This window comes from Paenibacillus piscarius (assembly GCF_022234545.1).
Taxonomy (GTDB): domain Bacteria; phylum Bacillota; class Bacilli; order Paenibacillales; family Paenibacillaceae; genus Paenibacillus_AQ; species Paenibacillus_AQ piscarius.
In genome coordinates, this window is sequence record NZ_JAIEUI010000006.1 from 221307 (window position 1) to 246598 (window position 25292).

6 protein-coding genes are annotated in these 25292 nt (G+C 56.4%); all 6 read right to left on the reverse strand.

Annotation, left to right across the window (positions count from 1 at the left end; genetic code table 11):
* Positions 1–31: 31 nt before the first annotated feature.
* The 6 genes from K1558_RS12970 to iorA are packed head-to-tail and all read right to left on the reverse strand — an operon-like array spanning position 32 to position 25010.
* On the reverse strand, positions 32–2083 hold the full coding sequence (locus K1558_RS12970) for a type I polyketide synthase (protein WP_238652000.1): 2052 nt from the start codon (positions 2081–2083) through the stop codon (positions 32–34).
* Positions 2076–8282 carry an SDR family NAD(P)-dependent oxidoreductase gene (locus K1558_RS12975; protein ID WP_238652001.1) on the reverse strand — a complete coding sequence of 2069 codons (6207 nt, stop codon included), beginning with the start codon at positions 8280–8282 and terminating at the stop codon, positions 2076–2078. Before K1558_RS12975 ends, K1558_RS12970 begins: the two co-directional genes overlap by 8 nt.
* Before the next feature lie 31 nt (positions 8283–8313).
* Positions 8314–14460 (reverse strand): beta-ketoacyl synthase N-terminal-like domain-containing protein, encoded by a 6147-nt coding sequence (locus tag K1558_RS12980; RefSeq protein ID WP_238652002.1) that lies wholly within the window; start codon positions 14458–14460, stop codon positions 8314–8316.
* Between the two features lie 6 nt (positions 14461–14466).
* Positions 14467–22674 carry an SDR family NAD(P)-dependent oxidoreductase gene (locus tag K1558_RS12985; RefSeq protein WP_238652003.1) on the reverse strand — a complete coding sequence of 2736 codons (8208 nt, stop codon included), beginning with the start codon at positions 22672–22674 and terminating at the stop codon, positions 14467–14469.
* Complete coding sequence (locus K1558_RS12990; RefSeq protein ID WP_238652004.1) at positions 22664–23254, reverse strand: indolepyruvate oxidoreductase subunit beta; 591 nt, start codon at positions 23252–23254, stop codon at positions 22664–22666. Before K1558_RS12990 ends, K1558_RS12985 begins: the two co-directional genes overlap by 11 nt.
* 7 nt (positions 23255–23261) lie before the next feature.
* Positions 23262–25010: an indolepyruvate ferredoxin oxidoreductase subunit alpha gene (gene iorA / locus K1558_RS12995; RefSeq protein ID WP_238652005.1), complete on the reverse strand. Its 1749-nt coding sequence runs from the start codon at positions 25008–25010 to the stop codon at positions 23262–23264.
* Positions 25011–25292 lie beyond the last annotated feature (282 nt).

Consider the following 25292-nt stretch of genomic DNA (forward strand, 5'->3'; position numbering starts at 1 on the left):
ATGAATGTATAACTATGGGCAGGTTCCGCTCCTATGGTTCCACCCTCCGGCTGCTGCGGTACTCTTCGATGACGATATGGCAATTCGTTCCGCTGAAGCCGAACCCGCTGATAGCGGCCATCCGGGAGCCGCGCTTATTCTCCGGCCAGTCGGTCAGCTCTGTGTTGATATAGAACGGGCTTCCATCCAGGCGGATCTTCTCGTTAAGCCGTTTATAATGTATCAGCGGCGGGATTTGCCTGTGATTCAGCGACAGCAGAATTTTGAATATCCCGGCCACACCGGCAGCCATGGTGCAATGGCCGATGTTCGCTTTTACCGATCCGAGCGCGCAGTATCCGCTGTCCTGGGTGAAGGCACGGAACGCTTCTGTCAGCGCCTTCACTTCAATGGGATCACCCAGAGGGGTACCGGTTCCATGCGCTTCAACATAGTTGATCTCCGACGGATCGATGCGGAACTTCTCGTATACCCGCTGCTCCAATTGAATCTGTGAGTTCACGCTTGGCGCGGTTATGCCATTGGTCCGGCCGTCCTGGTTCACACCGCTGCCCCGGATTACACCATAGATATGATCCCTGCTCTCCAGCGCACGGCTTAGCGGCTTCAGGACCACAACTCCGGCTCCCTCGCTGAGCAGCGTTCCATCCGCATCCTGATCGAAGGGCCTACACACCCCCTGTGCCGACAAAATCTCCATCTGGCTGCTCTGCACGATGCTGTCCGGTGTAATCATCAGCCGGATGCCCCCGGCCAGCGCCATCTCGCATTCCCCGTTCCAGAGGCTTACACAAGCCTGGTGGACAGCGACCAGTGATGAGGAGCAGGCAGTGTCTATTGAAATACTTGGTCCCTTAAGATTCAGAACATAGGAGATCCGGGCCGCCAGGATGGAGGAGGAAGTCCCTGTAAAAGCTTCTGCGGTATTGCCCAGGCCGTTCGCCTCCAGATGCTTCGTGTAATCGCTGGGCGCACAGCCGACAAACACCCCGCAGCGGGTATCCTGTACTGCCTGGTCGGAATATCCCGCATCCTCCAGCGCCTTCCACGCCTCTTCCAGAAAAATGCGCTGCTGCGGGTCCATAATCTCCGCTTCCTTCGGTGAAATATTGAAGAACAACGGATCGAATTCATCAACCTGGTCAAGCAGTCCGGCTACCGTGCAGTACGTCTTCTGATCTGCTGTGCGGTCCTCATCGTACAGCGCATGGAGATCGAACCGGCTGCACGGAACCTCACCCGTGCTGGAGATGCCGTCCCGGAGATTGCGCCATAACGCTCCGGCGGAGGCGGCTCCGGGAAACCGGCCCGATAAGCCGACAATTGCAATTCCCTCCGGTACAGCAGCAGGGGCCACGAATTCAGGAGCGGCGGGTGCCGCTTCCGGTACTGTCTTGGCCGGCGCTTCCGCCTCCGCCCTGCGTGCAGTCTGGCTGAGCTTGATTTGGACCCCATGTGCTGCGTCGGGAGCGGAGACCTCACCGGTTCTGAGCATTAGCTTGGGCGCCCCGGAAGCTGACGGACCGGCGGGTGCGGTTACGGGTACCTGGGCAGCGGGCGGCTGCGCTTGTGCTTTGCCGGAAGAGAATTGGTCAATCAGATCATTCATGTATTCGTATCTGTGGTTCAGCCGTTGCGGCTTGACCGCATCAGCTCCCGGTAGCTCCTCTGCCGCCTTCACCCTCCGCTTCTCCCCGGCTGCACCACTGTGCTTCTGAACCTCACTAACAATATAGCGGGCCAGCTCGGGGATTGCGGGGTAATCGTAGAGCACGATGGTATCAAGCTGGATCTGCAGTGCTTCATTCAGGTCGCGGACAATCTCCACACTGCTGATTGAATCAATGCCCATGTCTTTAAAAGTCAGATCCGGGATCAGCTCCTCCGGCTTCAGTTTCACTACCTTGCACAGCACATCGCGGATCAGCTGCTCCACATCCGGCACAGGACCAATCTGACGTGTGCCGGAGGCTGTATCGTCCCGCTGCTTCAGCTCCTGAATACGCTTCAGTCCTTCGCGGGCCTCCAGCCTGTGGCTCTTGATCTGCTGCAGGATTTCCTTAATCAGCTCGCTGCTACTCATAGTACACCTCCAAAAACTGGGCCAGCTCGTCCACATCCAGCTCCTCCTGCTCCAGCCTGGACAGCAGCTCCAGCAGATCACGGTCCTCTGCCGGATGATCGGGAGACTCGGCGGATCGCGCCTCAGTCTGTGTCAACGCTTCTACCCTTAGCTCCTCTCCCTCATGCCGGGACGCCGCCTGTTTACGACCAATATGGGCGGCAAGCAAGGTGATGGAGTAGTGATCATAGATGTCGATCGTATCCAGCTGTAAGCCAAAGCTCTCGTTCACATCACGCACAATCTCTACACCGCTGATTGAATCCACGCCCATATCCTTGAAATTCATCTCCGTGTCAAGCTCAGCCTCATCCAGCTGAATGCGCCGGGCGATGATCCTGACCAGCTCATCCTGGTTGCTCTGCCCGCTAGGCCGGGATTGCTTGCGTTCCGGCTGTACCGTAGCCTGTACCGCAGGCTGTGCTTGCCCCTCCGGCCCATCAGCGCGGTACAGGTGGCGGATTCTGGCCTTCACCTCATCGGTGGTAAACGTAATCCGGTGCATCTCATTCTCACGCTCCACGCAGCGCAGCAGAGAATCCAGCACCCGGCCGGAGAGCTCCTGCTTCAGCACACTGACGGTTGTTCTGGGCTTCTCGGCAATCATCCGGGCTATCGAGACCGCCTCCTGCAGCACCTGATCCTTGGGCTGGAAGATAACGGAGGCCGATCTGCTTTTGAGCTGCACCCCGGAGTACATTTTGGCGGTGAACATCATCTCAACCGCGAGATTTTTGCCCAGCTTCTCCTCCAGAATGAAGGTAGCCCCCATCCCTGGTGTGAAGCCGTATTTAGCAAAAGCGGCAGAATAGACGCTCTCCTCGGCCATCACCACAAGATCCGCATACAGCCCGAACAGCAGGCCTCCGCCGGAGGCATGGCCTTCAATCGCGGAGATGACCGGCACAGGACATTCCAGCATCCCCCTGTACAGGATCGGCGCATCGGTAAAGCTCAGCTTGGAGTCGGATATATCCAGCAGCTGCTCCTGTGTGCCACCCATGGAGAAGATCCGGTCATTCCCGGCAACCACAACCGCCTTGATCTGTTCATCTTCCGAAATGGTCCGGAAGCAGTGAATCAGCCCCTGGATCACCTCATGGGTGAAGGTGTTGTTGTGCATAGCGTCCTGAATCCGCAAAAGTGCAATCCCCTGCCCGTCATATTCCAGCACAACCTCATTACCTGTGTATACTGCAGCGTTCTCAGTCACTGCGGGCATGGCCGATATTGTTTTGGCAGGCTCCTGTATCCTTGACATAGGCTGTGAGAGAGCTGCCGCCTCAATCCAATAGCTTTTGCGGGCAAACGGATAATGCGGCAGCGTCAAAAGCTTCGGCTTGTCCTTCCCGTACAATGCCTTCCAGTCAACGGCTCCGCCTCCCGTCCAGGTCCGGGCCAGGCGTTCTGCAGCTTGCCATGGGTCGGTTCTATTATCAGGCGTTTGCTCCTTGCCTGATTGTCCTTCCAAGTCTTCAGAGGTGAACAGCCGGCTGCAAGCTTTGGCTTCCAGATAATTCTCTAGCGCTTGAAGCAGTTCACCTGCCGTGAGGTGCACGATCGCCAGCCGGTGCTTCATAGGCTCCCTAGACACCTGAAGCGTATAGCTGAGTCTGGACAGCGGAAGCTCAGCAGGTCTGGCCGTGGAGGCATGGCGCTCCAGTTCCTCTCCTTCTGCCAATCCGGTTAATAATTGCCGACCAAGCTCCTTAATTGTCAAATCTCCGTGTAACGCTAACGTATGGGCCGCGATGCCGAAGCATGCCCCCAGCCGTTCACTTAACTGAACGAATTCAACGGGTCCAAGACCCAGCTCCTGCAGTGAATGCTCTTCCAAGCTGCCGGCGGCCGGAAGGTTAAGCAGGGGCTCGATTAACATATGAAGAGCAGCGGATACTTCCTGCATCTGTCCCTGTCCAGCGGATTGCCGTTGAGTGATGTACTCCCGCATCCGCCGGGCATAAGCTTTAAGCTGTTCAGAGGTCTGCGCTGATAATACAAAGACATAAGGTCCCTCACGTTCATCCCGCGCCCCAGCATTCTTGCTGCCGCTTGAATAATGCTCCAGAATAACGTGGGCATTCGACCCGCCTGCTCCAAAGGCGCTGATGCCTGCACGTCTTGGAAACTCCTGCATCTGTCCGTCCCGGAACCGCGTGACTGGCTGCCAATCCTCCAGCTTCTGCTGAATGCTGAAGCCTGTATTCTCCAGCCGGATATGCGGGTTGATCTCCTCTGAATGGATTGAGGGCACCAGCTGCCCGTGCTGCATCTGCAGGATCACCTTAGCGATGGACGCCATGCCTGCAGCCGCCTCTGCATGACCGATGTTCGACTTGACCGATCCGATGGCAGTCCGGAAAGGCGTGTCCTGATGAGGTGTAAAGGCATTGACCAGCGCCTGAATCTCAATCGGATCGCCAAGCGAGGTTCCGGTGCCGTGCGCTTCAATATAGTTGATGGTCGAGGGATCAACCCCGCTCCGGCGGAGCGCATCTGCCACCGCTTCCTCTTGCGCCCGCTGATTGGGAACCGTAAATCCGCTGGCTTCTCCGCCATGATTGACACTGCTGCCCTTGATGACCGCATAGATGCGGTCCTGATCCAGCTCGGCCTGGCGCAGCGGCTTGATCAGGACCGCGCCTGCAGCCTCCGCTGGCACATAACCATCCCCGCCCTCGCCGAAGCTGCGGCAGCGCCCGTCGGACGAAGCGAAATTCCCCTGGGACAGCAGAAGATATTTATCCGGATGCACCGAGAGGTTCACCCCTCCCACCAGAGCCATGGCGCAGTCCTGATTCCTAATACTTTGACAGGCCAGATGCAGTGCGGTCAGCGAGGAGGAACACATCGTATCGACGGCCAGTGAAGGCCCGGTCAGCCCAAAACAATAAGACACCCGGTTGGCAACCGACGAGAGCGTCGAGGTTGCCACCTGCCGGTCTGTATTGTAGAGCTGATAGTGCATCCACATTGCACCGGCGAACACGCCTACCTTCCGGCCTTTGAGCGCTGACCGTGGATATCCGCTATCCTCGAATGCTTCCCAGGCCAGCTCCAGAAAGATCCGTTCATGCGGGTCCATCAGCGCGGCCTGATACGGTGCAATCCCAAACAGCAGCGGATCGAACTTGTCCACATCCCGGAGGAAGCCTCCCCACCGGGAGCAATCCTTGCCCCAGCTCTCCCGGGCTGTGCGCTGCTGCTGTTCATGGCTCCAGCGCTGCGGACTAATCTCCGATACGGCATCACGTCCGGTCCGCAGCAGCTCCCAGTATTCATCCAGATTGTCTGCGCCGGGAAATCTACCGCTGATTCCGATAATTGCCAGGTCATTCTCTCCTGTATTTCCGGAGCGGTGCGGCAGCTCCAGCGCCGTCTCCGGCAGCGGTTCGGCCGTTTCCTCCACGATTGCCCCGTCCCGGATCAGGACACTGTCAATCCTGCTCTCCTCGCCCGGAGCCAGCAGCAGCAGCGATTCCTCCCGCCCAAGCGCCCATTCCAGCGCCCCGATTCCGGCGTCGGTCTCCAGCAGCGAGATGCCGAACCGGCGGTTTAGCGCAGGCTCGATGTGCCTGTCCCCCTTCATTCCGCCTTCGCGCCATAGCGGCCAGTTGACCGACAGGGATTTGCCGTTTCTTGTACCCAGGACCCTTTGCCGCTCCCTCAGCTCCATATAATGGTCCATGTACATGTTCGCATACGCATAATCACTTTGCGCAGGATTGCCGAGAACGCCGGCCACCGATGAAAACGCAGCGAAAAACGCCAGCGGCTCCGCCTTGAACACTTCATCGAGATGGGCTGTGCCGTCCGCCTTCACCCGCAGCACCTGAAGCAAATCCCCCGCGTCCTTATGTACCAGCAATGAATCCCTGGTAACACCGGCGCAATGAACAATGCCGTCCAGCCGTCCGTGCTTCGCCTTGACATAAGCATGGAGTTGTTCCACAGATCTCCGGTCTGCCACATTACAGCTTACATAGTCCAGCAGCGGATGCGCCGCCAATCCGTTCAACGAGCCTTCCGGCAGGCTGGCAGCTCTGCCGCAGAGAATGGCAGTTGCTCCTTGCTCCACAACATGCGCTGCCAGCCTCCGGCCGATGCCGCCGGCTCCGCCGGTAATCAGATAGATATGCCCGCTGCGGATGGACGTTCTGCCGGCTTCGGCCTCGGCTGTTCCGCACTTACGGTAAGTCTTCATTTTGCGAATACCCAGTTCATAGGCAATACGGTCTCCGCAGCTCCAGTCCTCATACAGCTCATCTTGAAGAACAGTCTGAAGCTTCTGGCGGCTCATCTCATCCATTCCGATGCATTTGTAGGCTAACTTATCACTTTCCGATCGGAGGCATTCCAGGAATCCTTCCATGGCCGCATCTCCCGGATGGGCAGCAGTATCCGTCTGATCGAAGCAATACATAAGTTTAACGGTTGTTTTTATTTTGCTGCGCAGCAGTTCCCGGAGCAGATAGAACATCGGCAGCACCTGGTGTTCGGACAGCTCCGGCAGAGCCGCCCGATCCTGTACGCCACAGTTCAATGTGTTGACCACTACAGCAGGCATACAGCCCGCCGCCATCAGCTCCCCGATCAATTGCTTGTAGCTGTCTTCACTGGTAAGGTTCAGGCGGTATATCCCTCCGCCCTCTGCACTGAACGCTTCTCCGGCAAACACGAAGCTGAAGCGTTTGCCCGCCTCCGTTCCCTTAAGCTGCAGCAGCTCATCCTGCGGACTGCACAGGACTAGAATCTGCTCCTGTCCTGGCCAGCGCCCTGCCGCTCCATGATTCCTAAGCGGGCTGCCGGTCCAGGCGGGGCTGTAAGCATGAACTGCATGACCGGCAGATGTCTCCGTAGCGGCTGCTTCGTATTCAGCAGAAGACAGTGCCTTCTCCGGTAATGGAACCGCAGGAAAGAATGCCGCCCCGTGCTCCCGCAGAATATACCCGCTCAATTCTTCGATGTTGGCATATTCAAACAGCAGTGTCGGATACAGATTGCTGCCGAGCCGCTCCTCCAGTTGCCTGACAATATCCAGCAAATGCTGAGAATTCAGTCCCTGATTATAGAAGCCCTCTCCGTTCTGAAGCTCCGCCGGGTCCACACCAGACAAAGTACTGATTAGTCCTTTTAAATAGGAAACAATAGTTTCTTTACGAACACGATCTCCTTCCTGGGACCCGCCGCTGCCCGGCGGAACCGGAACGGGGGACACTGCATGCTCCGGCTTAAGCTGCGCCGTGCCCGTAGATGCCACCGGCAGCAAGACCGGAGATTGATCCTTGCGGGAGCCGCTGATCAGCTCCCTGGAGCGGATCTTCTTCAGACCCCAGCGCCTGAAGGAGGCAATCTCCTCTCCTTGTTCGTTGTACACCTCAATATCAAAATACATCAGGTCCCTGATCTCACCGTCCGGGTAGCCTTCATCCTTGATATAGACATAGATTCTCTCCTTCATTGGCTCCCAGGACCGGAAGGATTCAATGAACATCGGAATGGAAGCCTGAATCTCCCGGGAGAAATCCAGCTCCTGAAGGACAACAAAGCCTTGAACCAGAGTGGCCGCATCCAGATAGCAAGGATGCATATAGAAGTGATCCATATACTGCTTGGCCAGCCCGCCCAAACTGATCTCTGCCAGAATGCGCTGGCTGCCGTAATACAGCTTCCCCAGCCCCTTCATGAATTCCAGATGACGGATATCAATCCGCCGTACATAGCTGTAGGCATGATCCATATCCTCTACTCGCGTGCTCCGGCTTTTAATCTGGCCGATATCGATGGTTCTCCGTTCAGCAGAAGGCACCGGGCGCACATGCAGCTCACAACGCAGATTTTCATCCCAGGCGCTGTCCAGGACGCGGCCCTCCTTCACTTTCTGGCTCTGCGCTACAACCTCGTACCCTTCCGTTTGTGCGGTGAAGGAGATTTGAATCTTTTTATCGTAATGACCGCTGGTGGTGACCGGCTCGCTGAACAGGACCCTGCGCAGCTCGATGTCCGGCAAGCGGAACCCCTTCGTCTGCAGGAACCGGTAGATCATGTCCAGCAGCGTAACTCCAGGCATCATCCGCACACCGTGGACCCGATGGTCTCTGACGATATAATTGCTGTTTGTGATTACGGTACTGAACCGCACACCGCTTAATACATCCATGCGTGACACCTCTCCGCTCCCGTATTCAAGCTCACTCTTCAATGAACTGCAGGAAGGACAGCTGATCCTGTTCTTCCTGAGCAGCCTGCCTGCGCTCTATCTTCAGGCGGTCTGTCCAGACCCGCTGCTTATTGTACACCGGTGCAGGCAGCGGCTTCCTCCGCGGGGTATAAGCTTGCAGTCCGGATTCGCTGCACTCCCCGATGATCATATGCACATTGGTGCCGCCGAAGCCGAAGGAGCTGACAGCCGCCCGCCGCACCTCCCCGGAGCTGTCCCAGGCTGCGGCGGTCTGCACCGGATAAAAGGGCGAATGCCCGAAGTCAAAACGCGGGTTCGGCCGGCGGCAATTCAGCGTAGGGACCAGCATCCGGTGATGGACGCACAGCGCCGTCTTGATGAAGCTGGCGATTCCGGCCGCACTGAGGCAATGGCCGATATTGGTCTTTACGCTGCCCACCCCGCAGAAGCCGGTGGCCGCTGTATATTTTTGATAGACCGAGGTCAGGGCCTTCAGCTCAATAGGATCGCCGATCATCGTTCCGGTGCCGTGCGTCTCCACATAACCGATCGTCTGCGGGTGGATACCGGCTTGGCGTAAGGCTTCTGCGATAACCTCTTCCTGGGCCTGCAAGTTCGGCGTAGTCACTCCCATAGTCCGCCCGTCATTGCCAGCGGCAGATGCTTCGATTACCGTATAGATTCTATCCCCGTCAGCAAGGGCCTGGGCCAGCGGCTTAAGCAGCACAGCTCCACACCCTTCACCCGGCACAATGCCGTTGGCGCCTTCATCGAAGGTATGGCATTTGCCGTCCGGTGACATGGCTCTGGAGGCGCTGAACACAAGATGGGGCCGCTCGTCCAGCAGCAGGTCCACCCCACCCGCTATCGCCATTTCCGACTCGCCTGAGCGGATGCTCTGGCAGGCCAGATGCAGACTGAGCAGCGAGGAGGAGCAGGCACTGTCCACCGTCAGGCTGGGGCCCTTGAGATTATAGAAATGAGAGGCATACGCCGCAATGAAATTCTGTCCGATTCCGATGATGGTATGCTTGTTGATCTCCTGCACCCAGCCCGGATAGGAGCCGGGGTGGGCACCGATGAATACACCGACCTTCCGCCCGCTGATCTCCGTCTGCGAATAGCCCGCGTCCAGCAAGGTTTCCGCCGTCACCTCCAGACACTGCCGCATGAGCGGACTGATCTGCTCGGTATTCTCCTTCAGTCCGAAATATCCGCCGTCGAAGGACTCAATATCGTCCAGGAACCCGCCCCATTTGCTGATGCTTTTGCCATCGGTATGAACTGGAGCGTAGTACTCATCCTGATCCCAGCGGCTGGCCGGAATCTCTGTAATGCTATCCACGCCCTGCACCAGATTATTCCAAAAGGTATCCTTGTCCCCAGCCCCGGGGAAATGGCAGCCCATGCCGATCACAGCAATCCGGCCGTCGTGATTATTCCGTGAGTTCTGTGCTTCAGCAAATGTGGCATGTGCTGATTGCTCTCCCGCCATGCGGCTGCGGCTGTCAGACCATTCCGGCATCCGGCTGTAAGGCTCGGCGAACTGAAGGATGTTGCTTACCGGTGCCTGAAGCTTCTCTTGTAGCCGGGACTCCGGCTGGACTGCAGATGCACCCCGCTTCAGGCTGAGGTGCGCCGCCAGCGCGCTCACGTCTCTCAGCTCGAAGAACAGTGCCGGATCAACAGAGGCCTGCATTGCGGCTTCCAGCTTCTTGATGACTCCGATCAGCAGAATGGAATCCACCCCCAGCTCTACAAAAGGCATATCCTCCCGCACCCGCTCACGGGGCAGCTTCAGCTCTGTACAGAATATATCTAGAATTAAAGCAGACATTTCTGCTTGTACGCCGGAATTGCTCTTGGGACCAGGAAGCCCAGGGGCTGCCCTAGCCGTCTCCAAGCGGGTCTGAGTCCATAAGTCCGGCCGGTACAGTTCCATGTTTAACATCGCCGGGATTACACTGGGCGGAGTATTGCCGCAGATCAGATCCTCCAGCATGAACAGGCCGTCAGCCAGACTGTGCGCGGTAAGTCCTGCCTGTGTATACAGCGGGCTGAGCTGAAATCCGGAATCCGCAAGCATCCCGGCCTCTGACCAGCTCGGCCACAGGACCGACTGATAATAGGTGTTGCCGAGGGTATGCTGATGCTGCGCATAGAGGTCCATATAATAGTTGGCTGCGCTGTAATCGCTCAGTCCGGCAGACAGCAGCGGCACAAGGGCAGAGACCGAAGAGAACAGAATACAGAAGTCAGGCGTATCTCCGGCGATGATATGCCCGAGCGCTGCGGCTCCATCGACCTTGGGCTCGAACACTTGCCTGATATCGGCAATGGTTTTGTGAATAAAGGCCGGATGCTCATTCCGGTTGGAGCCTGCACAATGAATCACACCGCCGATTTCGCCCCACTGTCCCCTGATCTTCTCCATAAAAGCCTTCAGCCGTGCAGTATCGGCCAACGAACCGGAATACACCTCAACCTGGGCGCCTGAGGCTTCCAGCTCCGCGATCCGCTTAATCCTGGCGAAGCTACCCGGGTCATGGCTTGTGCCGGACAGGAGATCCGGCCATTCTGCTCTTGCCGGCATCGCCTGAACCCCCATCAGCACCAGCTTCCGTGCACCCCGCCGGACCAGCAATCTTGCTGTCTCGGCCCCGATGCCCCGCGTCCCTCCAGTGATCACATAGACCTTGCCGGGGTCCGGCTTCAGCCGGTTCTGCGGTTCACGGTCCTGCCACCTGCTCTGCTGCTTCAACAACCTTACTACCGGCTCAAACCTGAAGCCGTCAGCATAAGCAGCTTCGGCGGTATGGCTATCTAACTGTAATTCATTACGGATCATCTGTAGCAGCTTGTCCATGTCTGTTCCTGCAAGTCCGATATCTATCGTTCGGGCCCTAATCCGGCTGTATTCCGCGCTGAGTGTACGGATGATTCCGGCGATATCCGCACCGGCCAACGTTAACGTGCCGCCCTCCGGACCTTGCAGCCCGCCGGTCAGATGAATAATCCGGAAATCTTCTCCTGCCTGCTTCACCAGCGCCTGCAGAAGCATTATCTTCCCGAAGCTCTGCTTGGAGGTATGCATCGGCAGGGCATGAAGATCCGAGAGATCAATGACCCCCTGAAGCCGAATCTTAACGGCAAGCAGCTCTTCAATGACCTGGGAGCTATTCCCGGTATCGGTGAAATTAACGTTCAGCATAGTGCTGAGTTTATGTTCCTTTCCGTCACATAGGATTAACGGTGAATCGAACCCTGTACGGATTGCCCCAAGTGCGGCTTCATCCATCTCCTGATTCACAATAATTAGATAATGCCCTTCTATCCGCTCCGGTGGAATCGGCTGTGCGGACTGCACCCATTCTTTGGCGAGCAGACCGTATTGTTCTCTGGTAATCAGGCCGCCGGTGCTGACAGGAACCATCTGAATGTCTTTATAGTAGAGGATCTCTTCACCGGACTCATCCAGCACATGTACCTCATAATGAAGTCCACTACTCCCGGAATCCGGCTGTCCCGATTGGAAATACAGGTAGCCCGGGGCTGCTTTAGGCCGGATGAACCGGATTTCGCCGATCTCGTAAGCGGTACCTATTGTACTGCCGATGCCGATAACATCTGCATTGAGACATTGCAGCACGGCTTCCGATAACCGGTAAGACAGAACATCGTCTTCCAGATGGAACAGCTCTGGCGCTAATACTGCCAGATGCCCGGTTAGACTGCTGTACAATTCTGTTATGCCGCGAGCCTGTTCTTCATAAGCCAAGCCCTGGTTCTCCAGTATGCGATAGACCTCCTGCCCGGACCGCACCTGTACGGCTTCCCGCCTAATCCGGCTGATATCCGCTGACAGCGGTGCACCGGATGCATGAACCGGACCCGTTCTGGCTGTACCGGCCGCCAGAATCTCCTGCGGCATCCCGTCGCGCTGCACTGCGAACCGCAGTGTTCCTCCCTCCTCCTGAAGCCGGATGCGCAGCTTCTTGAGCTTCAGAGCCGCAGCAGGATGGTGGAACTGCACCCGCTCCAGGGCGGTGATCCCGGAAAAGCCGCTGCCGAGCAGAGACGCCTGGGCGCCCATGGCCAGCAGGACGGCTTCGCTGTATACGTCAGTTCCGTAAATCCGTTTGCCGGATATCCCTGTTCCGGCTGGCTCTATTACAGTCTCGAAGCAAATCCCCTGTAAGGTAGACACATTGCGGTGAACTAACGGATGGAGCAGTCCTGCTGTTGCGCCGCCGCCGCTGTCTGCTGAACCGGAAGCTGCTGCACTGCCAGCCGCAGGGACATTTCCTTCTCCTCCCTCAATCCAGCAGCGCATATAATCGAAGGGGTAGCCCGGCAAAGGCACTCTGCGGAAGCCCGTACCAGCAGATAGGCTCCTGAAGTCAACGTCATAGCCTCTAATGTAGTAGTTGGCGATCAACCGCGTTGCCTGGTCCCGTTCCTGCGGCGGGAGGCTGTCCTGCTGAAATTGGGTGATCAACAGCTCCATCCTGCCCTTCAGCTCAGGATTGACCCGTTCGCCGCTGCCGGTGCCGCCACCGCTGAACCAGCCTGGGCCGGGGCGGTTATCCATATAAGCCTCAAGCTCCCGGATCAGCTCCTCCCGGCTTGCGGCCGCGAACATGCAGCGGTAAGGATAATGGTCTCTCCCGGCCAGCAGCGTATAGGATACATCGGCCAGTCCGGTTAATCCCGGATGCTTCTGCAGATGCTCCAGCAGGTTCCGGGCTTTGGCGGCAAGTGCCGCAGTGCTTTTGGCAGACAAGGCGAACAGCAGCATTTTCTCTTCATAATTCCCGGCACCAGCGCTTGCAGCAGTCGCTTCCAGATGCTCTGCAACAACCAAGTGGCAATTGGTGCCGCTCATGCCAAAAGAGCTGACCGCCGCCATCCGCGGCCGTCCTCCCTCTCCAGCCCATGTCTCAGTCTGTTTGCCAACATAGAAGGGACTGTCTGCGAATTCAATCAGCGAGTTCTCCCGGCCGGTATGCAGTGTAGCGGGAATCTTGCCATGCTTCATACTAAGCAGAACCTTAATCAGACCCGCAATTCCGGAAGCGGACAACGTGTGGCCGATGTTGCCTTTGACCGAACCAAGATGACAGTATTGCTTCCTTGCCGTGAATGTGCGGAAGGCCTCCGTGAGGGCAGCCACCTCAATGGGATCTCCCAGCCGCGTGCCCGTTCCATGCGCCTCTACATAAGTTATATGCTCAGGGTTAATCCGGCTGCTCTCATAGATCCCGCGTTCCAGCGCCGCCTGCGAGAGGCCGTTCGGAGCGGTGATACCATTGGTCTTGCCGTCCTGGTTGACTCCGATTCCCTTGATGACACCATAGATATGATCCCCGTCGCGTCTGGCGGAAGCAGCCTTCTTCAGCACTACAGCGCCTACCCCTTCACCCAGACCGATGCCGTCCGCCTCGTCCGCGAACGGCTTGCAGCGGCCATCGGTATTCAGCATTCCCAGCTTACCGAGCGACACGTAGATCCAGGGCGTGAGCATGAGCTGGACGCCACCGGCCACCGCCACCTCACTGCTGCCGCTGTGCAGGCTGTCACAAGCAAGCGACACGGCAACCAGAGAAGAGGAACAGGCGGTATCCACGGCAATACTGGGGCCCTTCAGGTTGAGCAGATAAGAGATTCTTGCCGCTATAACCGATAAGCTGTTCCCTGCGGGAACATGCTCGTTCGGCTCCCCTTGGAACCGTTCCAGATATTCCCCTTGCTGCAGCCCCACGAATATGCCGCATCTGCTTCCAGACATCTCTTGCAACGAATAGCCTGCATCCTCAATGGCCTTGCAGGATTCCTCCAGGAACAATCGCTGTCTGGGGTCCGTATATTCTGCTTCCTTAGGCGACATGCGGAAGAACAACGGGTCGAACTGATCCGCACCGGGAAGGAAGCCTGCGTAACGGATATGCTTATTCTGTGCCGGGTCCAGCCGGGTCAGCTCTGTACGCCCGGCAGGCGCTTCCTGGAGACTGCAAGCTTCCCCCACCAGATTACTCCAGTATTCCTCAACGTTCCGGGCACCGGAGAATCTTCCGGAGATGCCGATAATGGCTATGTCCTCCCTAGGGACGTGTCCCGCGCCTGGCGAACGGTCCGGTGCATATGTTCTGCTCTGCATAGGCGTTTATCTTCCCTCCAGTAAGAGTTCAAGTTCGTTCAGATCAATATGGCGGTCGGAGACTTGCACGGGGGTCCCTGGCACTGCCTCAACCTCCCCTGTAGTCTTGCGGATATGGTCAGCCAGCAGGCGAATCGTATTGTAGTTGAACAGATCGTTGGAATGCAGGCTCAGACCGAGCCGTTTATTCAGCTTATCCACCAGCTCCAGCATCAGCACCGAATTCACACCAAGCTCTGAGAATGGCAGATCGGCATGAACCCCGCCGGCCTCCATATAGATCACTTCCTCGAGCGTGCGGTTCAGGCAGTCCTCCAACATGTCTGCGTCGTGCGTATGGGAGGTTGTATCAGGCTGAACATAGACTTGTTCTGGCGCAGACTGGGCATGATTGGCCGCCGCTGCGGCTGAGAAGCTATTGCCGACCCAGTATCGTTTCTTGTCAAAAATATAATGCGGCAGCCGGATCATCCTTACCCCGCTTGCTTCATCATGCAGCTGTCTCCAGTCAATCTTCGCCTTCAGCAGCCAGAGCTGGGCCAATTGCGGGAGCTGGCGGTTATGCAGTGCACTGGAGATGAACTGTTGCCCCGCTCCGTCCTGGAAGAGAATTGAAGCGATATTATGCTGAGGATTCAGGCTGCCGGTATACACATCCGGCAGATTCGTTTCTCCGGCGGCAAAGCGGTTCAATACTAGACTCAGCTCCCGAAGATCCTGGCTTACAATGGCTACCCGTTCATCAAAAGCCTCCCGCCCCGCTTGCAGCGTATAGGCGACATCCTCCAGCCGCAGTGTGTAAGAGTCCGTATCTGCAGCCGTCCCGGGAGTTGAGGTTGTTCCGGCAATATTCCGGCTTCGCTCTAAGGTCTCCGCGCGATTCATCAGCTTCCTTAAGGACCAGCCCGACCATAATGCAGATCCGGCTGCCTCCTCCCCGTACCATTCCCGGATCACACCGGCCAGCCGTATCTGATGCACCGTATCGGTGCACAGCGCTGTCAAATCTTCGTCGGGGCCGATCTGTCCGGGAAGCACGCCAAGCGCTTCAGCAACTGCATTCAGACAGCGGTCCTGTACCGCCTTCAGCCCGGAGGCGGATCTGTGAAGCTCCGAAGGCCGCTCACGGTGCCGTTCAATATAGGTTGCCAGCTGCAGAGCCTGAGCCTGCAGCTTGTCCCGGCTCTTGGCCGACAGCAGGATCAACTGCCTTAGATGTTGTGCCGGCGGAGCAATGCACGGCTCGTACTGCTCAATAATAATGTGTGCATTGGTTCCGCCTGCCCCGAAGGAGCTGATGCCTGCCCGGAGCGGCTGAGCCTTCAGGCCATCCGGTGTCTGCTCCAGGAACGGCTCCCATGACTGAAGCGAACGCTGTACATAGAACGGGGTCCTGGTGAAATCAATGTTCCCGTTAAGCTCCTCTGCGTGAATTGAGGGCACTAGCTGCTTGTGCCTCATTTGCAGCAGTACCTTGGTTAAGGAAGCCATACCGGCAGCAGATTCCAGATGGCCGATATTGCTCTTGACCGAACCCAGAGCACAGAATTGCGTATCCGTGGTGTATGGCCGGAAGGCCTTCGTCAGCCCGGCCACCTCGATCGGGTCTCCCAGAGCCGTCCCGGTGCCATGCGCTTCGATATAGCTGATCTGACGGGGATGAAGGCCCGAGCGCTGCAAGGCCTCCCCGATCAGCTCGGATTGGGCATTTGGATTAGGCACCGTATATGAGCTGACCTTACCGCCGTGGTTGATGGCCGTACCTTTGATCACGCCATATATAGAATCCCCGTCCCGGAGCGCTGCGGTGAGTGGCTTCAGCAAGACAGCCCCAACGCCCTCACCTGGAACATAGCCGTCGCCGCCTTGGCCGAAGGCCCGGCATTTCCCTTCCGTAGAGCCGAACCGCTGATCGGCCAGAAAGATATATTTGGCCGGATGCACAATGGTGTTGACGCTTCCGGCCAGGGCCAGAGCGCTCTCTCCGCGCCGGATGCTCTCGCAGGCCATATGCAGCGCTACCAGTGCCGATGAGCACATTGTGTCAACCGCCAGACTCGGACCCTTGAAATTGAAGTGATAAGAGATCCGGTTGGCAATGGAGGCGAACGAAGACCGTACATCCATCAGGCGGCCGTGCTGAGCCTGTTCGGCACCAAGCAGCTGATAATGGGAATTCATGACCCCGATGAACACGCCCACCTTCCGGCCGGAGAGTGTATCTCCCGCCGCCCCCGCATCTTCCAGGGTGTGATAGGCCGTCTGGAGCATCAGCCGCTCCTGCGGATCCATCAGCTCCGCTTCGCGCGGGGAGACGTGGAAGAATCCCGCATCGAACAGTTCGACATCCTTCATGAATGCGCCCCACTTGGTATAGACCTTGTCCGGCTTCCCCGGCGCGGGATCATAATCCTTGCGGTAATCCCAGCGTTCCGGCGGTATCTCCGTGACACAATCCCGGCCCCGGCAGAGCACCTCCCAGAACTCCTCCAGCGTCTCTGCCATCGGATACTGACCGCTTAACCCGATAATGGCAATATCTGCAGCCATAGTCTCACTAGCCGAAGAGCTTGAGAGAGTCAGTGGCACTTCCTTGTTCACGGCTGGCGCCTGCCCTGTTCTGACCGGCCGTTCCGCTGCTTGCATGTGCTGCACCCCGGCCGATTGAGATTCATCCGCTCCTGCGGACGGGCGGAAGAATTCCGCATGATGATCCAGGAAGAAGCTCGTCAAGCCGGCAATGGAGCTGTACTCAAAGAATAAGGTGCTGGGGATATCGGAGAAGTCCTGTTCCAGAATGGTGTTCAGCTCCATAATCATAATTGAATCGATACCATAGCTGGCGAAATCAGCCGAAGCTTCCACCTGCGCCGCCGGAACCCGGGTTGCCCGGGAGACGACACCCTTCAGATACTGCTGAACGGCCTCTTCCACCTGCTCAGTGGCAATCCGGCCGGCTGGAGGCTGCTGTGCCTTCCTCTCTGTAACTGCCCCAAGGACCCGGAATGTCTGCTGCTCTTCCCCGCAGGCCACGATAATGCGCGGTTCGCCCGAGCGGACCAGCTGCTCCAGCAGCTCAAGACCTGTCTGCGTATCCAGTTGCATGAGCCCCGCATGTTGGCCGTATTGCACTGCTTCCTCTTCTGACAGCTGCATCGCACCGTCAGTCCATACCGGCCAGTTGACGGACAGGGAAGCCCCGGACCGGAGTCCCGCCTTAACCTGCTCTGTACGCTGGACAGCGTAACGGTCCATGAAGCTGTTCGCCGCCGCATAAGTGCCTCTGGCAAAATCTCCAATGACCGCCGACAGGGAGGAGAACAGTACGAAGAAATCCAGTTTCTCCTGCTGTGTAGCTTCATCCAGGTTGAGAGTTCCTTTAATTTTGGGCAGCAGCACTTCGGCTATTTGGTCTGGTTCTGCCTCCATCAGCGGCTGCCTGCCAAGTACCCCGGCACAGTGAATGACACCGTTAATAGACTCAAAAACTTCTTTGGCCCGGGACACAATCCGCTCCGCTGCCTGCTGTTGTGCGATATCCCCGGGTATATATACGACCCGGCCCGGATACCGCTGGAGCCGCTCCAGCTCCAGGCGTCTGACATTATCAAGTGCCGATCTGCCGGTCAGCACTACATTGGCTTCATAGTGCTGCAAGGCAAATTCGGCCACAGCAAGGCCCAGCTTGCCCATACCGCCGGTAATCAGGTAGGTTCCGTGCCTGCGGAAGCCGCTGAATTCTGCTTCCGGCAATGAAGCCAGCGGAACAATGATCCGGCTGCTTCTTGTCCCGTCTGCATAAGAGACTTCAGAGAAGGAGGTTCGTGCAGCGGTTAACAGCTCTTGTGCTGCGCGCAGCGTCATCTCCCCGCGGCGGCAGTATATAACGGATGGAATATAGCTGCGGTTAATCACCTGCATAGCCTTAGCCAGTCCTTGCAGCATACCCGCTCCAGGCTCATTGCCTGCTGACGTGGCTAAGAAGAAGCGGACCGGGTGCTGTGGATAGAGCCGGGTAACCGCCTTGAACAGATACAGAACCGGGTACCAGGCGTTCAGGATATCGGTGTGCTCCCCATCCCATTCATACAGAATGTTGTCTATCTTGATCCCCTTGTCCAGCAGCTCGCTGAGCAGCCTTACATAGTCAGCTTCCCATGCATAGCGGATGCTGAATTCCAGTCTGCCTGCGGCTGCACTGTAAGCTGCTTGGGGCTTGACCATGATGATATGTTCCGGCACCGTATGTTCCCGGGCAAAAGCCTCAGCCAGCCGGTTCACGTTGGTGTGTTCTGTGGTTAGATAGAGAATATTCCGTATTTCCGCCCTGCGCTTCGCTTCTCCTGAGCCGCCGGGGAGGTCCGCCGGCCCCGGAAGCCGAGCTTCCTGCCAGCGCTCGGTATACAAGCGGATGGGGCTTGGCAGAATTCCTGCCTTCAGCCCGCTGGCTTCGTTATACATTACAGACATTACAGGCTTATCCTGAATGGCCCGGATTGTGAAATCTCTGGCTTCCACCAGCACCTCTCCCTGCTCATTCAGCAGATAGACATTGAACCGCTTCATGCCTGCAGCCTTATCTGCTGTCTCCGGCACCAGTTCCGCATAAGAATAACAGCTTGGCGTAAGTCTGCCGAAGATGGCGACCTCACCCAGGGCGAACGGAATATGTAATCTTAGCTGCTTGTATGCTTCCGCTCCGCCAATCCAGGTAACTGCCCGCAGTGCAGCATCCATCAGCGCAGGATGCAGCATGTATTCATTGAAGGAAGGAAGCAGACTCTGCGGCAATTCAAGCTTCTCCAGTGAGTCTATGCTTCCGCATAATGCTTCTGCCGTAGCCTGGAAGCTTGGCCCGTACCGGAAGCCGATCGAACGGTCGAACACTTCGTTATAACAGAATTCCTTGGTGATTCCGGCTCTGTCACCCGACTGTATTTCAGCAAGATTGAATCGCTCTCTCTTCACCCGCTGGCCGCTTCCCGTGTATAGCTTGCCTGTACAATGAATCTTCTGGGCGGCCTTATCCCCGGTATATACCTGAAACCGCATATACCCGTCGTCCTGGCTGAGCTGAATATAAGCATCCTGAGGTTCAGTCACCTCCAGCCGGTTCACCCATAGGACATCCTTAATGGAATGCACCTGCGTCCCGGCTGCGAATTCGCCGGCTGCCCTGACCATCTCCAGATACGCTACACCCGGCAGAATCACCTGTTCATTGACAATATGCTCGCCCACATAGAAATCACTCACCTTCAGCGTCTTCACGAACAGCAGGCGCTCCGGAGCGGACTTCGCGAGATCAAGCATCGGATGGCTTGGAGCAGCAGCCGCTTGAGGAGCCGGCATCCAATGACTGGAACGGTTAAAGGCATACCCAGGCAACGGGCGCTTCCTGAAGCTGCCGCCGGGATACAGCCTGTCCCAGTTCAGATCTGCACCGGCCAGCCACAGCTGAAGCAACAGCTCGCGGAAGCCCTGCATTCCCTCGTTCTGAAGCGATAATGCGGCTACCTCCTGCCCCTCCGCCAATAACCGGACCGCTTGGGACTGCAGAATGCTCTGCCCTGCACATTCCTCCTGAAGCTGGTCTCGCCAGGCGGATTCGTCGCTAATTACAGCCATTGGCTGATTCGCTTCATACAAGCAGGAATAGGGAGCATCAGGACTCAATTGGCCTTGACGTTCATTGAGCTGATCTCTGGCAGCTTCAAGCACCGCTTCCAACTCATTGGCAGAAGATATCAGCAACTGTACTGCCATCTCCTTGGAGATCACTTCATCCAGTACAAGCTGGACCCACTCCCTCAGCCGTTCATCGTTTAGTGTGATCCGTTCGGACAGATCCCATTTCTGATTCAGCTTGAGCAGGGAGCCGTAAGCAATAAGCAGCAGCAATACACGCTCCCGCTGCAATGCTGGGTTGTCTTGACTGCCGGCCAGCAGCTCGTCATGTTGCAGCAGCGAGACCGCGGACAGATCCGGAGCATGCTGAGCCAACGCCTGATCCCAATCCCGTAAATATTTCTTGAACGTGAACTGTGTCCGGCTGAGGATGCGGGCTTTCTCAACATAATGCTTGAACGCCGCTTCGTCAGCCTCGCTAATCCGTAGGTCTCGGAGACCAGCTATATAGGGGATACTGATGTGCACAGGCTTGAGCTTCAGTAGCCGAAACGGCTCAATGAATGTCAGCACAGGCCGCTGCAGCTCTGACTCTGCCCAGGTGGTCCGGCCGGTCAGAAGGTCATACGCCTGGACTGGAGTAACCATACCGCTGACCGCCATTGCTAGAAGTGTGCCTTGCTGCGCACCGCTCACGGAATCCATTTCCACCCCTAGGCGGATCAGAGCCTTGGCCAGGGTATAATTGGCCAGGAAGGAATAGGCGGCCAGCCGCTCTTTATTCCATTTGGCCATTGAAATGCCAGTCTGGACAGAGGGTTCCCCTTCTGCCGGCACAATACCGGCAATTACTTCTTCGAATATCTTCCGGACATACGGTTCATCCATAACGCTCTTGATCTCCGCATACCCCTTATAGATGATGTTAGTGAATTGAACTGTCCATACCTTCCGGCCCGGTTCTAATCTGTCCGCACCAGCTACGGCAGATTCCAGGAAGGAAGCCAGCTCCTGGCTGCTCCGGACGATCGCACCAATTCTGTATTCCCGGCACTGCCGCCTTGCAGTAAGCAGTGTCCGGCTAATCTCCGCTATAGGCGCTTCCGTGATAGCCGGTGAATCAAGCTGCGACTTCCAGGCCGCAATTCCTTCGTGCAGACTCTCTATGCTCTGCGCAGAGAGAGTGATAATCTGCGGCTCCGCAGCCCGCGGTTTAGCAGGCCTAACGGGTACCGGCGGCTCGTAAGACTCAATAATGACATGGGCGTTAACCCCTCCGAAGCCAAAGCCGCTTACTCCGGCACGCAGCGGGGTCTGTCCGTTCACAGCAGCCCAGACGGTATTCTCTGTGACAGCCCTGAACGGAGTATGCTCCCAGTCCAGCAGCGGATTCAGGCTGTCCAGGTTCAGCTGGCCCGGAATCATCTGATGCTTCATCATCAGCAGCACCCGGATGATGCCGGCCATACCGGCGGCGCTTGCCAGATGGCCGATATTCGCCTTCACCGAGCCGATGGTACAGAACTGCTTCTCGCCGGTGTACTGCCGGAACACTCTGGTCAGCGCTTCGACTTCAATCGGGTCACCGAGCGCGGTTCCCGTACCGTGCGCCTCAATATAATTGACTGTTGAAGCGTCTACCCGGGCTTGGCGCAGAGCAGCCTCGACAACCTCCTTCTGCGCGTTCATGCTGGGTGCGGCAATGGTCTGTGAGGCCCCGCAGTGATTCACAGCGCTTCCCCGGATAACGCCATAGATGTGGTTGTTGTCCCGCACGGCATCCTCCAGCTTCTGGAGCAGCAGCACACCAACGCCTTCTCCCTGAACGAATCCGTCAGCACCCGCATCAAATGCCTTGCATTGTCCGTCCGGGCTCATCATATTCGCCTTGGAAAAGGTCACATACCGCCAAGGATGATAGGCAAGGCAGACGCCCGCCGCAATTGAATATTTCGCTTCTCCCGCCTGCAGATTCTGTCTTGCCTTGTGAACAGCAACCAGCGAGGAGGAGCAGGCAGTATCCAGGGACAGGCTCTCGCCGGTCAGACCGAGATAATGAGAGATCCGGTTCGCCGCTATACACTCGAAGTTACCGAGACCGGCGTAGTGATCCACCTTTTTGCCGCCGGTCAGGGCAACCAGAGCGTAATCGTTGCCCGTAACGCCGACATATACAGAGGTTCCGGCCTTCTGCAGCTCCTCCAGCGGAATCCCCGAATCCTCCAGACAGTGCCAGGTCTCTTCCAGCAGAATACGCTGCTGGGGGTCCATGCTTGCGACCTCACGGGGGGACAGATTGAAGAAGGCATGATCGAACTTGTCAATATCAGATAGCGAAGCACAATACTTCACGAATTGCTCCTGGTCCCAGCCGAGATCCGCTTCATTCTTCAATCCGTATCGTCCGTTCTGCCAGCGTTCGTAGCTAATTGGCTTCACGGAGTTCACATGGTTCATCATATTGTCCCAGTAGGCGCTGTAATGCCCGGCTCCCGGAAATCTGCTGCCGATGCCTACAATCGCGATATCTGCTCCCGTTGCAGCCCCGCTGGGCTTATTTCTGCTTGCCGCAGCCTTAGCGCTCATAGACGTTCTCCTTCTCTTCCAACGCCGCCTGCTCACTCATCCCTCTAAGCAACGAGCGGATGCTGTCCTCCTGATACTGCCGCTTGACCACCTTCTCCAGCGTGCTCTGCCAGGCGGCGAATTCAAATCCGAGCGATTGGAGCAAGGCACCCAGCATAACGAAATTCTCATTGCGCACATTGCCTGTTTCCTTCGCGATTGCCTGGGCTTCGACAAAAGTGACGCGCCTGTACCGGCTGAAGCTGTCCTCGTATTTGCCTTTGTATATATCCTCATTCAGCTCTGCAAGATTGACGAGCATCTGCCCGTCCTGCTTCAGGAAAGTCCCCCAGCGCAGGGCTTCAATCTGATCGAATCCGACAATGTAGTCCGCAGTACCCATTTCGATCAGGGGGGAGTAAATTTTGTCACCAAAACGCACCTGGGAGTGTACGCTTCCGCCTCTTTGTGACATTCCGTATACCTCGGAGACCTTCACGTCATACCCGAGGGCCACCAATCCGTGCGACAGAACATTGGTTACAGTAATGACACCTTTTCCGCCCACACCGGCCAAAATAATACTTGTAGCAGCTGTCATAGTCCGCTTAAGCCTCCTTAATGCTGTCATAGGGACAGACCTGCTGGCAGATGCTGCAGCCCTTGCATTCTTCGGGATCAATAATAATGTTCCGCTCCACGATTTTGATGGCTGAGCATCCCAGCATGGTGCATTTCTTGCAATTCACACAGCTGACGCTGTCAATGGTGTATGTAGGTCTCGGTTCCGTTTTATGTTTGAGGAGTTCGCAAGGATGTCTGGAGATAATAACGAATGGTTCAGTGCTGAGCTTGGCTGTCTCCACACACTGCTGCGTTTCTTGGAGGTTAGTGGGGTCTACGATTCTGAGGTTATCCGGTCTGACGCCCAGTGCGAGCACGATGTCTTCAATCCGCACAGGATCTGAAGCGCTGCCCTGCAGGGTGCGTCCGGTGCCGGGGTTCTCCTGATTGCCGGTCATAGAGGTGGAACGGTTGTCCAGGATGCAAATGACAATGGGAGTTTTATTATATACGGCGTTCACCAGACCGGTCATGCCAGAGTGAAAAAAAGTCGAGTCGCCGATGAAAGCAAATACCTTCTTGCCCATCGGCTTGAAATCCTGGGTCCGCTGCATGCCCGTTGCCATTGAGATTGAAGCACCCATACAGAGCACGGTATCGAGTGCCTTGATCGGCTCGGTGCCGCCCAGCGTGTAGCAGCCGATATCTCCTGCTGCAATGATATCCTTATGCTTCCTGACTGCGCTGTACAATCCCAGATATCCGCAGCCTGCGCACAGCCGGGGCGGTCTGGGCGGCACATGGACAGCCTCGTAGCAGCTGAACGCTTCCTGTGTGATGGACTGCCTGACAATCTCCGGGTTCAACTCCCCGCAGACAGGGATAAGCTCCTTGCCGGTACAGGCAATACCGAGTGTCTTGAGCGAGGTTTCGATGAACGGTTCCCCTTCCTCCACCACATAGATTCTGTGAACCTTAGCGGCGAAAGCCCGGGCCTTCTCATCCGGGAATGGATAGCTCATGCCCAGCTTCAGCACGGATACTGAATCTCCGAATACTTCCTTGACATATTGATAGGATACTCCGCTTGTTACAATACCGATCTCCGGGGAGCTGTACTCGATTACATTTAGAGGGGAGGAATTGGAGTAGGCCTGAATACTCAGGAGATTCTCTTCAATCTCAAGATGGCGTCTTCTGGAAATGGCCGGAAGCAGCAGCCGGTCCAGCTTGTTCTTCTTGTAGGGCCTATACCTCTCTTCCACAGAGGGATCTTCCTGAAATTCAACAATTCCCTTGGAGTGGGATACACGGGTGGTTGTCCTGAACAGAACCGGTGTGTTGAAGCGCTCGCTGATCTCATAGGCTTCAAGCATCATGTCTTTGCATTCCTGGGAGCTCGACGGCTCCAGCAGCGGAATCTTGGCATGGCTGGCATAGATACGGTTGTCCTGTTCATTCTGGGAAGAATGGATGCCCGGATCATCAGCTGATACGATAACCAGACCGGCATTTACGCCTTCATAGGTCATATTGAACAGCGGGTCTGCCGCCACGTTCAGTCCTACATGCTTCATAGTGGTCAAGCTGCGGACTCCGGCGATACAGGCACCCGCCGCTACCTCCAGAGCTACCTTTTCGTTAGGGGCCCACTCGGCATATACGCCTTCATAGATGCTGATGCTCTCGACAATCTCAGTGCTCGGTGTCCCGGGGTACGATGAAATGATTTTACAATTTGCTTCATAAGCGCCTCTCGCAATTGCCTCATTACCCATCATTAGAGCTTTCATCGGATCGTCCTCTTTTCCTTTACATTCAACAGCACAAATGAGCCTTCAGACTTACAAAATACTAGTTAATAGAATTAACATTTATAGGACTATATACTTTTTAATAGGATATATCCAATAATATAGCGTTACTATTAATTTTGTTACTTTTTTTTAATAAATTACTGATGTTTTATTCTTTAATCTGCTAATTTTCACAGAATTGAAATATTTAAAAAGCCTGCAACCTTACATCGCAGACTTTTCAAAGCAGAACTTATATTTTTCACGGAACAAAAAAAT